The sequence below is a fragment of the Myxococcaceae bacterium JPH2 genome (genome assembly GCA_016458225.1).
Classification (GTDB): domain Bacteria; phylum Myxococcota; class Myxococcia; order Myxococcales; family Myxococcaceae; genus Citreicoccus.
Genome location: JAEMGR010000005.1, coordinates 847423 through 860551, shown reverse-complemented (window position 1 = coordinate 860551; position 13129 = coordinate 847423). Strand labels below are relative to the sequence as shown.

Annotated in this window: 9 protein-coding genes, 1 pseudogene and 1 CRISPR repeat array; of the genes and pseudogenes, 2 read left to right on the top strand and 8 right to left on the bottom strand. The window is 65.9% G+C overall.

The annotated features are described in order from the left end of the window. Window positions 1-3: 3 nt before the first annotated feature. The 7 genes from JGU66_12300 to dps all read right to left on the bottom strand — a co-directional run bounded on the left by JGU66_12300 (window position 4) and on the right by dps (window position 6883). On the bottom strand, window positions 4-1080 hold the full coding sequence (locus JGU66_12300) for a hypothetical protein (GenBank protein MBJ6761549.1): 1077 nt from the start codon (window positions 1078-1080) through the stop codon (window positions 4-6). A 46-nt stretch (window positions 1081-1126) separates the two neighbouring features. Continuing rightward, entirely contained in the window at window positions 1127-1591 is a 465-nt protein-coding gene (locus JGU66_12295; protein ID MBJ6761548.1) for a DUF4150 domain-containing protein, read from the bottom strand. 13 nt (window positions 1592-1604) lie between these two features. Continuing rightward, the gene (locus JGU66_12290) at window positions 1605-2924 is read right to left on the bottom strand and encodes a TIGR02270 family protein (GenBank protein ID MBJ6761547.1); all 1320 of its coding nucleotides are present in this window, start codon (window positions 2922-2924) and stop codon (window positions 1605-1607) included. Window positions 2925-3287: 363 nt separating this feature from the next. Next, entirely contained in the window at window positions 3288-4754 is a 1467-nt protein-coding gene (locus JGU66_12285; GenBank protein ID MBJ6761546.1) for a YdiU family protein, read from the bottom strand. A 22-nt stretch (window positions 4755-4776) separates the two neighbouring features. Beyond that, window positions 4777-5406, bottom strand: a complete 630-nt coding sequence (locus JGU66_12280) for a glutathione S-transferase N-terminal domain-containing protein (protein MBJ6761545.1) — start codon at window positions 5404-5406, stop codon at window positions 4777-4779. Then, a complete protein-coding gene (locus tag JGU66_12275; protein ID MBJ6761544.1) occupies window positions 5403-6263 on the bottom strand; it encodes an SDR family oxidoreductase in 861 nt (286 codons plus the stop codon). Before JGU66_12275 ends, JGU66_12280 begins: the two co-directional genes overlap by 4 nt. Before the next feature lie 77 nt (window positions 6264-6340). Further along, entirely contained in the window at window positions 6341-6883 is a 543-nt protein-coding gene (gene dps, locus JGU66_12270) for a DNA starvation/stationary phase protection protein Dps (protein ID MBJ6761543.1), read from the bottom strand. A gap of 443 nt (window positions 6884-7326) precedes the next feature. Then, window positions 7327-10456: a CRISPR direct-repeat array (repeat unit 37 nt; unit sequence GTCGCTCCTCGTGACCGCGAGGAGCGCGGATTGAAAC). 114 nt (window positions 10457-10570) lie between these two features. On the opposite strand from dps, the pseudogene JGU66_12265 reads away from it, so the two are divergent. After that, a pseudogene (locus JGU66_12265) lies at window positions 10571-11431 on the top strand (alpha/beta hydrolase). Window positions 11432-11470: 39 nt separating this feature from the next. After that, window positions 11471-11962: a YiiD C-terminal domain-containing protein gene (locus JGU66_12260; protein MBJ6761542.1), complete on the top strand. Its 492-nt coding sequence runs from the start codon at window positions 11471-11473 to the stop codon at window positions 11960-11962. 9 nt (window positions 11963-11971) lie between these two features. On the opposite strand, the gene JGU66_12255 is transcribed toward JGU66_12260, so the two are convergent. After that, on the bottom strand, window positions 11972-13105 hold the full coding sequence (locus tag JGU66_12255; protein MBJ6761541.1) for a triacylglycerol lipase: 1134 nt from the start codon (window positions 13103-13105) through the stop codon (window positions 11972-11974). Window positions 13106-13129 lie beyond the last annotated feature (24 nt).

Here is a 13129-nt window from a genome sequence, read left to right as displayed (position 1 = left end):
CCATCAGTTCTTGCCAGTGCGTCGGAGCAGCACGGCTCCAACCTGGCCTGAGTCAGAAATCGAGCAGACGATGGCGCACCGTGCCGCGTCAGCGCCCTGGCGGAGCATGCTGCTCACCGAAACAGCCAGTCCCACGAGCCCGCTCGCCGCGCCCAGCTCACCCACCGCCTCACATGGGACAATGAGCTGGCACCCATCGAAGGCGACGACGGAGCTCAATCCCAGCTGAGCGTGTCCCCAGACTTGGGACTTCCATTCCTCTCCATTCAGGTCCACCACGAGCAGGCCTCGGAAGGGCGCCTCCTGTGCGGACTCGCGGAGCACCTGTTGGATGACCTCCGCCAGGTGGCGCCCCATCAGGGGGAGGGCAGGGCGCTCCGAGGAGGGCGGCGTGGAGAGTGCCACGGCGTCCAGTCGGATGTCCGTGGCACATCCCCTCGCTCGGGCATCGGTTTCCTGTTCCACGAGGACACAGGCCCCGGCTTCGCCAGGCATGAGGCCCGTCTGCCGCGTCGGCTCCTTCAGGCGTCTGCCTTGGAAGAGCCATTCGAGGCTGGTCGTGTCCACGTACGAGTCCGCCCCCAGGACGATGACCCGTTCCACGTGGCGGTTGGCGAGACGCACACTCGCCTCTTGCACTGCCAGGGCCAGTCCACAGTGTCCCACTGCATGCGCGCGCACCTGTTCTCGTGGGATGGACAGCTGCTGAAGCAGCAGAAGCCGATAAGCGAAGTCTCCCAGCAGCGCTTCCGGACGCTCTTGGAGAGACCAGGAGAAGCGCGCCTTGTCGATGATGGGCGCCACGACAGTGAGCCCCGTGCGGTGCCAGAATCGCTCATCGGAGCTGGCGGGAAGCATGGCGCCGTGTCGCAGGTCCGCCAGGCAACCGGCAGCCAGTCGCAGCCACGCGCCCACTTGAAAGAAGCCCTCGGCGAACCCAGACACAGGATGTCCTGTCACGGGCTGCGAGCCGCCCTCGCCATCCCCCACCCTCAATCCATCCAGCGCCTGCGGGCGGCTGACCCCCGCGCGGATGGCCGCGCAGCTGCCCACCGCGCCGTATCCGACGGCGCTTGTCATTCCCAGACCTGTCACGGTCAGCCGCATGAGCCGAGTCCTCCGCCTCTCAGTAATCCTTCTTGCAGCACAAGCACTGGATGCTGTCGGGTCCTTTCCCCATCGCGATGACAGGCGGTTGGATGAGCGGGGCCGGAGGCGTGTTCTTGTCGTTGTGCAGCATCAAGTCCATGGCCCGGGCCACGTTCTTGCCTTCAAACTTCACATCGAACGAGTAGTTGACGAACTCGGCTTTGCCTTTCGTCTTGCTGGAGGCCACTCCGCCCCCGGCGGTGCCTGCTTCGTCTCCAGTGCTGGTGCTGAAGTTCGAGTCCTTCAGGCACACGGACTTGCCTTCGACCACCACCTTCTTGCTGCCCTGCGCCGTATCCGAGGACTTTGCGATGTTCGGATAGGGGATGGGGATGGGTCCTCCCGGGCTCGGCGTCTTGCAAACATCGGGGACGGCAACCGTTACTCCGCCGGAGTCTTCGTGGACCACCGACATCTTGTTCACGCCCACCGTTGTTCCCATGACGACACCTCTTTCATGCACTCATCCATGTGGCGAAAGCTTTTGCGTGGAGTCCTCGGAGCGCTTCTGGCTGCACCGTCTGTAACTGCCGTGCCTGGATTCGCGCGAAGGCGTTCACTTCGAGTTGATGGCGTCCCCGGCTCCGGATGGCCAGTTCGAGCGCGAGGGGTGCACGCCGGCGCATGGGCTCGGTCCGGAGCGCTTCGCTCAATCGATCTGGCGTGAAGGGTCGGCCGCCCAGGTATCTCGTATCCGGGTCGAACCTCAGGCGAGCCTGCGCCCACCATTGCTGGATGGCCAGCGGCTCCGGTGCCACCAACTCGTCGTCGGCACCCGGCAGCAAGGCGTCGTCATCGCCCGCTGTGCCAGCAGGCTCTTCTGTCTCATCCGTCTTCTTCACGAACGGACCCGCCAGACGCAATCCCGTGATGGCACAGAATGCCTCTGCCGCGACCGCGCCGCACGCTCGGTCATTCAGCCAGGCAAGACAGGCATTGGCCGCGACCATGCGCCCGCTGAAGCCAAGCGCCCACAGCACATCTCGGCGCAGCGTCGGAGCTTCCAGGAGCGGGAGCAACTGTGCGAGTTCCGCGTCATTGCCCCCCAAGGCCAACAGGAGTCGTGCTTTGCTTCCCGAGGAGGCATTCTCCTGGCCCCACTCCTGGCAAGCCTTCCAGGCTCTGCGCATGCCACACACCAGCCCCAGCTCCAACCCGGCCTCACGGACCGTGGTCACGGGAGAGTCGAGCGCAGCGTGTATCCGTTGTGCTTGCACCGCCTCGGGCCAGAGGCGCGCAGCACGCAGCGCGGCCGCCTGGACTTCTGGGACGTCGTGATTGCAGAGCGTGGTCAGCGCCGGCCCAGGAGATACCTGCAGGAACCGGAGTATCTCAAGAACGGTCATCTGGACTTGCGGCGGCCCGGTCACGAGCAGGGGCTTCAGGCTCTCCGCCAGGGCCTCTCCTCCCCTGAGCTGGATGGCTCGTTGCACCGCTGTGCTCACGCATGGCTCTCCGTCAGTGAGCAGGGGGAGCAGTGAAGGAACGTAGGTCGGTCCCGAGCACAGCAAGGCAAGGGCTGCCGCACGGATGGTCTCGGATTCCTCTCCAGCAAGGGCTGGTAGCAACAGCCGATTGGCTGCGATGGGGCCGGCCGCCGCCAGTGCCTCCAGGTGCAAGAGGAGCCGCTGCTCGAGGCCGCGTTGGAGTTCCTCCAGGGTGAAGCGGGCCGACGTCAGCGCACTCTCCCACTGCGTGCCAAGGAACGCCGCCTCGCTGAGGTGTTCCTCCAGGACATCCCAGCGCAAGAGTCGGTCAGGCCGAGCCAGCAGCATGGAATGAGTATACCTCTAATGCCGCACTCGGGTCGTCAGGGCTCTGTTGTTTGGAATATGACACGGCGGACCGAATGTTCAGTTCCGTCAACTCCGCATCGAGCAAGATGGCCGTCAAACGGTCAGTATGCTCCGCACTTGTCATGCGCTGATACGAGCTGAGCGTTCGTGCGAGTGGGGTGCTGCTCGCACGGGCTCAATCGCTTTCGCGCCGGTGTCATCTGCTACGGAAAGGCGGCGCCAGCTCCCTCGCCGCCCTGCGTGCGCGGCCCAAGCCCGATGGCCGTATTGCTCAGGGACTGGACTTGTCTTTGCCCATGCCGGCCGCGAAGTGGAGTCCAGCCGTCTGTGGAGATACCTACGTCAGGAACTACAACTGACCGCGAGGTGTCGTCCCCAGGCCGGAGGCGACGCCGCGTACTCCTCGGAGTCAGGGTGCTCGTCGAAAGGCGCGGACAGGAGGGCGAGGATGCGATCCACCTCCGCGAAGTCACCTTCCTGGGCGCGCTCGATGGCCCGCTGCGCCACCCAGTTGCGCAGCACGTACTTGGGATTCTCCCGGTCCATCCGAGCGCGACGCTCCGTGTCCACGCTGCCCTCGGCGCCCAGCCGCGCTCGGTAGCGCTCGGCCCATGTGTCGAAGCCCGCGGGCGGCAGGAACTGGTCTCGCAACAGGTCCTGGCGCGCGCCCTCGGCGGAGTCGAAGCGGCCCAGGGCTCGGAAGAAGCGGGCGTAGTCCACGCGCGAGTCGGCCATCAGGCCAAACAGTGACTCGAGCAGGTCACGGTCCTCCTCGCGCTCCTCACGCAGCCCGAGCTTGCGCCGCATGCGCGCGAGGAAATGCGCCGCGAACCGAGGCTGATACTGCGCGAGCGCGGCGCGGGCCACATCCTCGGTCATGAGCGAGAGCAGGGCCTCACCCAGACACGCGAGGTTCCACAGCCCGATGCGCGGCTGCTGGTCGAACGCGTAGCGCCCGCGCGCGTCCGAGTGGTTGCACACGAAGCCGGGCTCGAAGTCATCCAGGAATCCATACGGGCCGTAGTCGAGCGTGAGTCCGAGGATGGACAGGTTGTCTGTATTCAACACCCCGTGCGCGAAGCCCACCGCCTGCCATTGCGCGAAGAGGAACGCGGTGCGCTCCACCACCGCCTCGAAGAAGCGCGCGTATCGGTCCGCCTCTCCCTGAAGATGAGGGAAGTGCGTGGCGATGACATGGTCCGCCAGCGTCGCCACCTGCTCGGTCTGCTCCGAGTGGTGGAAGTACTCGAAGGTGCCGAAGCGCACGTGTGAGGGCGCCAGCCGCACCAGCATGGCGCCCGTCTCTACCGCCTCGCGGTACACGGGCTGCTGACTGCCGAGCACGCACAGGGCCCGCGTGGTGGGGATGCCCAGCGCGTGCATCGCCTCGCCACAGAGGTACTCGCGCACGGTGGAGCGCAGCACCGCGCGGCCGTCTCCTCCGCGCGAGTACGGCGTGGGCCCGCCGCCCTTCAAGTGCAGGTCCCACTTGTCGCCGGAGTCCGTGCGCACCTCGCCCAAGAGCAGCGCGCGTCCGTCTCCGAGGCGAGGCACATACACGCCGAACTGATGCCCCGCGTACACCATGGCCACGGGCTCCATACCGGGCAACAGACGGCCGCCGCCCAGGGCCTGCGCGAACTCGGGGCGCAGGGCCTCCGCCGCGTCCAATCCCAGCAGCTTCATCGCGGCGGGGTTGACGCTCACCACGTGGGCGTCTGGGAACGGCGTGGGTGCCACGCGGGCGGCGAAACCCGCGGGGAGTCGAGCGTAGGTGTTGTCGAAGCGGAGCTGTTCGAGCGTGGCCATGGAGACGTGAGGCGATCGAGGACTACTTGGGGAGGGTGGGGACGGCCATGCCCTTCTGGACGGCGGGGCGGCTGGCCATGCGGTGCAGCCATTCGGGCACGTGGTTCAGGCCGATGAACAGCTCGGGGTTGTAGTCGCGGAAGCCCGCCACCCACGGGTACAGGGCGATGTCCGCGATGGAGAACGTACGCGCCACGTACTCACCCTGGCCGAGCTGCTTGTCCAGCACGCTGAGCAGACGTTTGGACTCGGCCCGATAGCGCTCGATGGCATAGGGGACGGCCGTCTTGTGGAAGCGCGTGAAGTGGTTGTACTGCCCGAACATGGGGCCCACGCCGCCCATCTGGAACATCAGCCACTGGAGCACGTCGGCCTTGCCGCGCGGATCCGACGGCATGAGGTAGCCCGTCTTCTCCGCCAGGTAGATGAGGATGGCGCCGGACTCGAAGACGGTGATGGGGCGGCCATCCGCGCCATGGTGGTCCACGATGGCGGGAATCTTGTTGTTGGGATTGATGGCCAGGAACTCGGGCTTGAACTGATCGCCGCGCAGGATGTTCACCACCTTGGCGGTGTAGGGGAGCTTCAGCTCCTCCAGGGCGATGGAGACCTTGCGGCCATTGGGGGTAGGGAACGTGTACAGGTCGATCATGTCTGCACTCCCGTGAGCTGAGCGCTCACTTGCCAGAGCCGCTCGGCGAGGGCGTCATCGCGCGCGGCCGACGACGCCTTCACTGGACGGCATTTGATGAAGTATTGCCCCGAGACATCCGCCACCTCGGGGGACGAGGCCAGATAGACAGAGGTCCGCGCGCCGCGCTCCGCGCTGAGCATGAAGGGCGCGCCGAGCTTGATGAGGTGCTTGAAGAAGCCCTGCGAGTTGAGCCCGAAGCCGGTGCGCACCACGCCGGGGTGGAGCGCGTTGGTGGTGACGCGCGAGCCCTTCAGGCGCTTGGCCAACGCGTGGGTGAACAAGATGTTGGCGAGCTTGGAATTGCCATACACGCGGATGCCGTCATAGCCGCGCGTGCTCTGGAGGTCATCGAAGTCCAGCCGCGCGAGGCGATGTCCTTGCGAGGACACGTTGATGACGCGCGCGGAGGGGCTCGCCCGGAGCAGGTCGAGCAGGAGGTTCGTGAGGAGGAAGGGGGCTAGGTGGTTGATGGCGAGGGTGGCCTCGAAGCCATCCACGGTGACCTGGCGGCGGTCGTGGATGAGGCCGGCGTTGTTGATGAGGACGTCGAGCCGGGAGGTGCGCGCGCGGACGGCGGAGGCCAGGTCGCGCACGGACTGGAGGGAGGACAGGTCCGCGAGGAAGGACTCCACGGTGGCGCCAGGGGCCGCCTCGCGCACGGCGGCGACGGCGGCCTGGGTGCGACCGGGGTCCCGGCCCACGAGCAGGGTGGTGGCACCCAGGCGAGCCAGGGCCTTGGCGGTCTCGAGGCCGATGCCACCCGTGGCCCCGGTGATGAGGCACACCTTCCCATCGAGTCGGTTCTGCGCCGTCATGGCCCGCGTCCTCCGTGCAGCGAGAGGACGCCATCTATATGCCGAGGCCGCGCCGAGCGCTCGCGGAAGGAGCGGGCTCAGGCGTGGGACGTGGTGCCGGCGTCGCGGTCCTTGCGTGTGCGGGGGGCACCGGGGCGGTTCTCACCGGTGAGGTGGCTCTCGAGGAACCAGAGGTCCAGCTCGACGTCGCCGAGGGACTGGGTGAGGAGGTCGACGGTGACAGGGTCCTTGAGGGCCTCGGAGCGCTGGATGCCGTCGCGGATGCTGGCGGCGTAGCGAGCGAAGCGGTCAACGAGGGCGCGCATATGGGCATCGCCGTCGACGGCCTCGAGGTCGTACTCGGGCAGCAGGGAGTTCTGGGTGGCGAGGCGGATGGTGCCTTCCGCGTAGCCGCCGAGGGTGCCGGCGCGTTCGGCGAAGCTATCGGCTTGTTCGCGAGCGTGCTTGGCGAGGTCGTCGAAGAGTTCGTGGCGGCTGATGAAGTGCTTGCCGCGGATGTTCCAGTGGGCCTGTTTGATTTGCCAATGCAGGTCGATCGCGCTGGCGAGGAGGGTATTGAGCAGATCGACGAGCTGTTCGCGGGCGTTGGCGGGGAGGTTCACATGGCTGCTGGTGTACATGGTGCACGTCCCTCGGGTTTGGGGTTCCAGGTCGAAGGGTGGGGATTCCCGCTCGCCCTGTCAGGCCCGGCCGCCCGCCTGCTGGGCCGCGCCGCCGAGGTCCGCCTTTTGAACAGTGCAAGTCGTTGAAAGGGAGTGTCCAAAGTGACCGCACTGTTGGGCTTCTCTACCTGCCGAGTGGGTGCACGCGGAGGCAAAGGGGATGCTATGGCGCCACGGGGGAGCAGAGCGCTCGGCGGGAGGGACGCAGGAGAGGGCGAAGGCGAGCGCGAACCTCTCCCGGTGCAAGCTGCGTCGAGGGTTCGCGCTCGTTGAAATCGCCAATAGTCATCAAGGGTTCGGGCCAGAACCCGTTCTATTCCGTCGCGCGGGAGCGCCACGGGAAAGAGGTTCGCGGAACCCGGTCAATTTCCGCAGAGGTTCCAGTACATTGGCAGGGCAGAGTCGCTCCTCGTGACCGCGAGGAGCGCGGATTGAAACACAATGATGTTCATCTTGGACCCACATATCAAAGTCGCTCCTCGTGACCGCGAGGAGCGCGGATTGAAACACCGCGCCCGTTGTCCAGTCTCCCCAGGAGCTGCGTCGCTCCTCGTGACCGCGAGGAGCGCGGATTGAAACATGCTGGGCCTGGACGGCACCGAGCCCGACAAGGTCGCTCCTCGTGACCGCGAGGAGCGCGGATTGAAACTCGCTCCTCGCCGGCCGCCTCGGGTACGCTGGGTTGTCGCTCCTCGTGACCGCGAGGAGCGCGGATTGAAACTCCTGTGGGGGACTGCTGCTGCTGGGCCGAGTGTCGCTCCTCGTGACCGCGAGGAGCGCGGATTGAAACCAATCGGGGTTCTCCGCAACGAAGCGACTCACCGGTCGCTCCTCGTGACCGCGAGGAGCGCGGATTGAAACCGGCGCTTGAATGTTTGGCGCCGGCACGCGTATGTCGCTCCTCGTGACCGCGAGGAGCGCGGATTGAAACGACGCAGTGCTGGCCGATGAGGCCGCAATGGCGTCGCTCCTCGTGACCGCGAGGAGCGCGGATTGAAACACCTAGGGGGCCTAAAGTTGGTTTAGGCCCCCGTCGCTCCTCGTGACCGCGAGGAGCGCGGATTGAAACCTGTGCCGACCAGGGCGAAAGCCCGACGGCAAGTCGCTCCTCGTGACCGCGAGGAGCGCGGATTGAAACTGCGCCATGGGTCACGCCTCCGGGTACAGGTCCAGTCGCTCCTCGTGACCGCGAGGAGCGCGGATTGAAACCTTGACGTTGAGCCTCAAGGGCCCGAGCCATGATGTCGCTCCTCGTGACCGCGAGGAGCGCGGATTGAAACCCGTGCGTGAGGGTGCCGAGGTTCGGGAGCTTGTCGCTCCTCGTGACCGCGAGGAGTGCGGATTGAAACCGTTTCGCAGACCCGGGCCCAGACGCTGGTCCAGTCGCTCCTCGTGACCGCGAGGAGCGCGGATTGAAACCTTGACGTTGAGCCTCAAGGGCCCGAGCCATGATGTCGCTCCTCGTGACCGCGAGGAGCGCGGATTGAAACCCGTGCGTGAGGGTGCCGAGGTTCGGGAGCTTGTCGCTCCTCGTGACCGCGAGGAGTGCGGATTGAAACCGTTTCGCAGACCCGGGCCCAGACGCTGGTCCAGTCGCTCCTCGTGACCGCGAGGAGCGCGGATTGAAACCTTGACGTTGAGCCTCAAGGGCCCGAGCCATGATGTCGCTCCTCGTGACCGCGAGGAGCGCGGATTGAAACCCGTGCGTGAGGGTGCCGAGGTTCGGGAGCTTGTCGCTCCTCGTGACCGCGAGGAGTGCGGATTGAAACCGTTTCGCAGACCCGGGCCCAGACGCTGGTCCAGTCGCTCCTCGTGACCGCGAGGAGCGCGGATTGAAACCTGCGCGGCGCCAGGGATGCCCTCAGCGACATGGTCGCTCCTCGTGACCGCGAGGAGCGCGGATTGAAACACTCAAGCACTTATCCTAGATGACCATCGGCTTGTCGCTCCTCGTGACCGCGAGGAGCGCGGATTGAAACAAACTGACACGCTTGACCGGGCTCATGTAGCGAGTCGCTCCTCGTGACCGCGAGGAGCGCGGATTGAAACGATGGCGTCCAATACGAGGGCCCGCTGCTTGTCAGTCGCTCCTCGTGACCGCGAGGAGCGCGGATTGAAACCAGGCCCACGCGCACCAGCTCCCACGTCAGGAGTCGCTCCTCGTGACCGCGAGGAGCGCGGATTGAAACTGGATGCAGAGCTGAAGAAGTTTGTAAAGAATGGTCGCTCCTCGTGACCGCGAGGAGCGCGGATTGAAACGCCATGTCTTGTCTTGGTTGTGTAATCACGATGTCGCTCCTCGTGACCGCGATGAGCGCGGATTGAAACTGCGGGATGATGCGCGCCTCAGTGCTCTTGAAGGTCGCTCCTCGTGACCGCGAGGAGCGCGGATTGAAACCCTCCATCTGCCTGAGGGTCAACTGAGTGGCGTTGTCGCTCCTCGTGACCGCGAGGAGCGCGGATTGAAACCTCTATCTTCTCCGAGACGGACAAACCCTTTGGGTCGCTCCTCGTGACCGCGAGGAGCGCGGATTGAAACATCCACGATACAACCCAATCAAATTCAAACATGGTCGCTCCTCGTGACCGCGAGGAGCGCGGATTGAAACCCATAATAATACCGGACACGAATAGTCCTGTTATGTCGCTCCTCGTGACCGCGAGGAGCGCGGATTGAAACAAGACCTCCAATTACGCGCACATGAGCAGAGCCGTCGCTCCTCGTGACCGCGAGGAGCGCGGATTGAAACTCGATTGCGCTGGTCAGCGCATCCCGGATGTTCGTCGCTCCTCGTGACCGCGAGGAGCGCGGATTGAAACGCCACCGCGGCGCGAATCGAAGGCAACCTGGCCGTCGCTCCTCGTGACCGCGAGGCGCGCGGATTGAAACGCCACCGCGGCGCGAATCGAAGGCAACCTGGCCGTCGCTCCGCGTGACCGCGAGGAGCGCGGATTGAAACTCGAGTGCGCTGGTCCGCGCATCCCGGCGGGTCGTCGCTCCTCGTGACCGCGAGGAGCGCGGATTGAAACGCCACCTCGGCGCGAATCGAAGGCAACCTGGCCGTCGCTCCTCGTGACCGCGAGGAGCGCGGATTGAAACAGGTACATGAGGAGCTGCGCGGCCCTGTCCCGCTGTCGCTCCTCGTGACCGCGAGGAGCGCGGATTGAAACCTGGCGAGGTGCCAGCAGTGCAGCGCGACTGCTTGTCGCTCCTCGTGACCGCGAGGAGCGCGGATTGAAACACCATGCCCGCCGTACCGCTCCCCAGCGCAGGGGTCGCTCCTCGTGACCGCGAGGAGCGCGGATTGAAACGGGCGGATGCGCAGGCACCAAGAGGCGTAGTGGGCGAACGTCGCTCCTCGTGACCGTGAGGGGCGCGGATTGAAACTCTGGGTGGGCTGCCACCGCCAACTGCACTCAGGTCGCTTCTTGTGGGTGCGAGGGGCGTGGATTGAAACGACCGTCAGCTTTGCTACGGCATCTTCGGTGGGTCGGTCGCTCCTCGTGACTGTGAGGCGCGTGGATTGAAATACCCGTGCAGTTGGACACGGAGTCAGGGCCAATCGTCGCTCTTTGTGTCCGTGTGGCTCTTGGGCCCTGAGTTCGGCGCGACAGGTGGGGCTGGGTGCGGTATGCGGGGAGGCGATGCGCGCTTCTTTGTCCCTGGATGACTAGGGTGGCACCGGTCCGGTGCTCCACTTCGCCCATGCCAATGGGTTCCCGCCCGGTACCTATCGCCAGCTCATCGAGCGCCTGACTCCTCACTTCCACGTCTACTCGTGGCGCGGCTCGTGCTTCGTTCCTGGCTCGGATCCTCGCTCACTTCGTCGCTGGGAGGACCTGGCGGACGAGATGGCTCAGCTCCTCCTCGACCGAGGATTCGAGCGCATTGTCGGTCTTGGGCACAGCATGGGCGGTGTGGCCACGCTGTTTGCTTCCCTCAAGCACCCACAGCTCTTTCGCTCCGTCGTAGCCCTGGACCCTGTGCTCATGACCGGCGTGCGCACTTGGGTGCTTCGCGCTGCATCCCTGCTCGGCGTGGTGCACAGGTTGCCTCCCGCGAGTCTCGCGCTTCGTCGCCGTGCGGTCTGGCCGACCCGTGAACTGGCTTCGCTCAGCTACCGCAAGAAGCTCCTGTTCTCCCGCTTCGACCCCGCTTGCTTCCAGGACTACATCGCTCACGGACTTATCGAGCGTCCCGAGGGTGGCTTCCGTCTCACCATTCCTCGCGAGTGGGAGGCTCGATGCTTCGAGACCGCACCCAGTTCCCCTTGGGCCCAGCTGCGCGGCGTGTCCGTGCCCACGCTCGTCCTTCGTGGCGGTGACTCCGACACGCTGACCCAGAGTGCTCTGTCCCGTGTCGCTCGCACTGTGCCCAATGTCCGCACGGAGAAGCTCGCGGGTACCACGCACCTGTTCCCGCTGGAACAGCCTGAGGCCTGTGCCCAGCGCATCCTGGCGTTCCTCGCGTCGGTCGAGGACCCGTCGTCGCGCCGCGCCGCGTAGGATGGCGCCGCACCCGCCTCGAGGGCGGTGAGGAGAATCATGTTCGCGCTGGAGATGGTGGAGAAGCTGCGCCGGGTGTCCCCGGGCATGGCCAACACGCTGACGACGTTGGCGGTGAAGAACATCGTCCCGCTCGCCTCGGCCATGGGCTACCGCGTGGAGGAGGTGTCGAACTCGCGGACTCGCGCCTCCGTGCCGCTCAATCGCAAGACGAAGAACCACGTGGGCAGCGTGTACCTGGGCGCTCAGGTGACCGTGATGGAACTCACGATGGGCGTGCTCCTCTTCACGCGCTTCCCGCCCAATCAATACAAGCTCCTGGTCAACCGCATGGAGGTTCAATTCCACGCCAAGGCCAAGAGCGCCGTCACCGCTGTCTGCGAGCCTCCTCCGGAAGTCTTCGCCCACCTCGAAGCCACGCTGCGCGAGCGCGGCGACAAGGCCGAAGCCTGGGTGCCCGTGCAACTGCTGGACGTGGACGGACTCCTCGTCGCCGAGGCCCGCTTCCTCGCCGTGTTCAAGCGCGGCTGAGCCGGGGCGCTACGTCTCCAGCAGCAGGAAGTCCACGATGCGCTTCCACATGGCCTCGAACTGAGGCCGACGGAAGCCTGAGCCCGAGATGAGCCAGTCCACGTGCGGCGGCTGGTGCGCGGGCTGGTCGAAGTGCCCAATCGCATCCAGGTGGTCCGCGCGCACCGCCGCCAGCACCCGCCCGTGGACCTGCGAGCGCGTGGGCACGATTCCATCGCATGCGGTGGGTCCCGGCATCGCGCCGTAGGACTGCACCAGCGCCGCGGTCTGCGCCGGCGTATGCAGCGGCAGCGCCGTCAGCGGCATGCGCTGCGTCTGGCTGTACACGAACGCATAAATCGTGTGCGTGAGCTGCGCGTACGGATCCAGCCCCGCGGACAAGCGCGTGCGCAGCGACGGCGGCCGCGCCTGCGTCACCACCGAGCCATACCGCACGCCCGGCCGGTCATGCGTGCTCGCGTTGAACAGGTCGATGCCCTCGGGCGTGAGCTGCGGAATCAGTGACGTGTCGTGCCCCACGTCGCCCAGGAACTTCGCCACCGCGTCCCGTCGCTCGGAAGAGAAGTCCCCGAGGAGCTGGTCGTAGAGTTGATCCAACAGCGTGTGCTTCCACCCCAGGTTGTCATCCGCTCGCGCCAGCACGTGCCCGAAGCGGAACACCACGCGCAACGGCAGTCGGCCGTAGCGCAGCACGTACATGGTGAAGAGCGACAACAGCTTCAGGATGCGCTGCCCCAACATCCCCTGGAAGAAGGAGGCCAGCGGCGTGCCCGCATGCGGCGCGGACACGGACACCACGGACCGCACGCGCCGAGCCAGCGGCTCTACCTCGAGCCCGTCCGCGAGCTGCGCCCCTGGACTGACGAACAGGCGCGCGTCCAGTCCTCCCGTCGAGTGCCCCACGAGGTGGATGGGCCCGTCGTCTTTCGACGCGGTCTCCTGCACCGTCCGATGCAGGTCCGCCGCGCGCTGCCGGATGGAGGCCGTGGGGTGCGAGGGAACAATCACCACCTCCGCGTCCACGCCGCGCCGAGCCAACTCCGCCTTCAGGTAGTCGAAGGCGTGGCCGAAGTAGACGAGCTCGCCCAGGTTGGTGAATCCGAAGAATCCGGGGACGAGGTAGACGTGGTGCTTCACGGGCATCACTCGCACCATACCTGACGCGCT

Coding starts and splice junctions, on each gene's coding strand:
- JGU66_12300 (MBJ6761549.1), bottom strand. CDS start 1,080: ATGACAAGCGCCGTCGGATACGGCGCGGTGGGCAGCTGCGCGGCCATC.
- JGU66_12295 (MBJ6761548.1), bottom strand. CDS start 1,591: ATGGGAACAACGGTGGGCGTGAACAAGATGTCGGTGGTCCACGAAGAC.
- JGU66_12290 (MBJ6761547.1), bottom strand. CDS start 2,924: ATGCTGCTGGCTCGGCCTGACCGACTCTTGCGCTGGGATGTCCTGGAG.
- JGU66_12285 (MBJ6761546.1), bottom strand. CDS start 4,754: ATGGCCACGCTCGAACAGCTCCGCTTCGACAACACCTACGCTCGACTC.
- JGU66_12280 (MBJ6761545.1), bottom strand. CDS start 5,406: ATGATCGACCTGTACACGTTCCCTACCCCCAATGGCCGCAAGGTCTCC.
- JGU66_12275 (MBJ6761544.1), bottom strand. CDS start 6,263: ATGACGGCGCAGAACCGACTCGATGGGAAGGTGTGCCTCATCACCGGG.
- dps (MBJ6761543.1), bottom strand. CDS start 6,883: ATGTACACCAGCAGCCATGTGAACCTCCCCGCCAACGCCCGCGAACAG.
- JGU66_12260 (MBJ6761542.1), top strand. CDS start 11,471: ATGTTCGCGCTGGAGATGGTGGAGAAGCTGCGCCGGGTGTCCCCGGGC.
- JGU66_12255 (MBJ6761541.1), bottom strand. CDS start 13,105: ATGCCCGTGAAGCACCACGTCTACCTCGTCCCCGGATTCTTCGGATTC.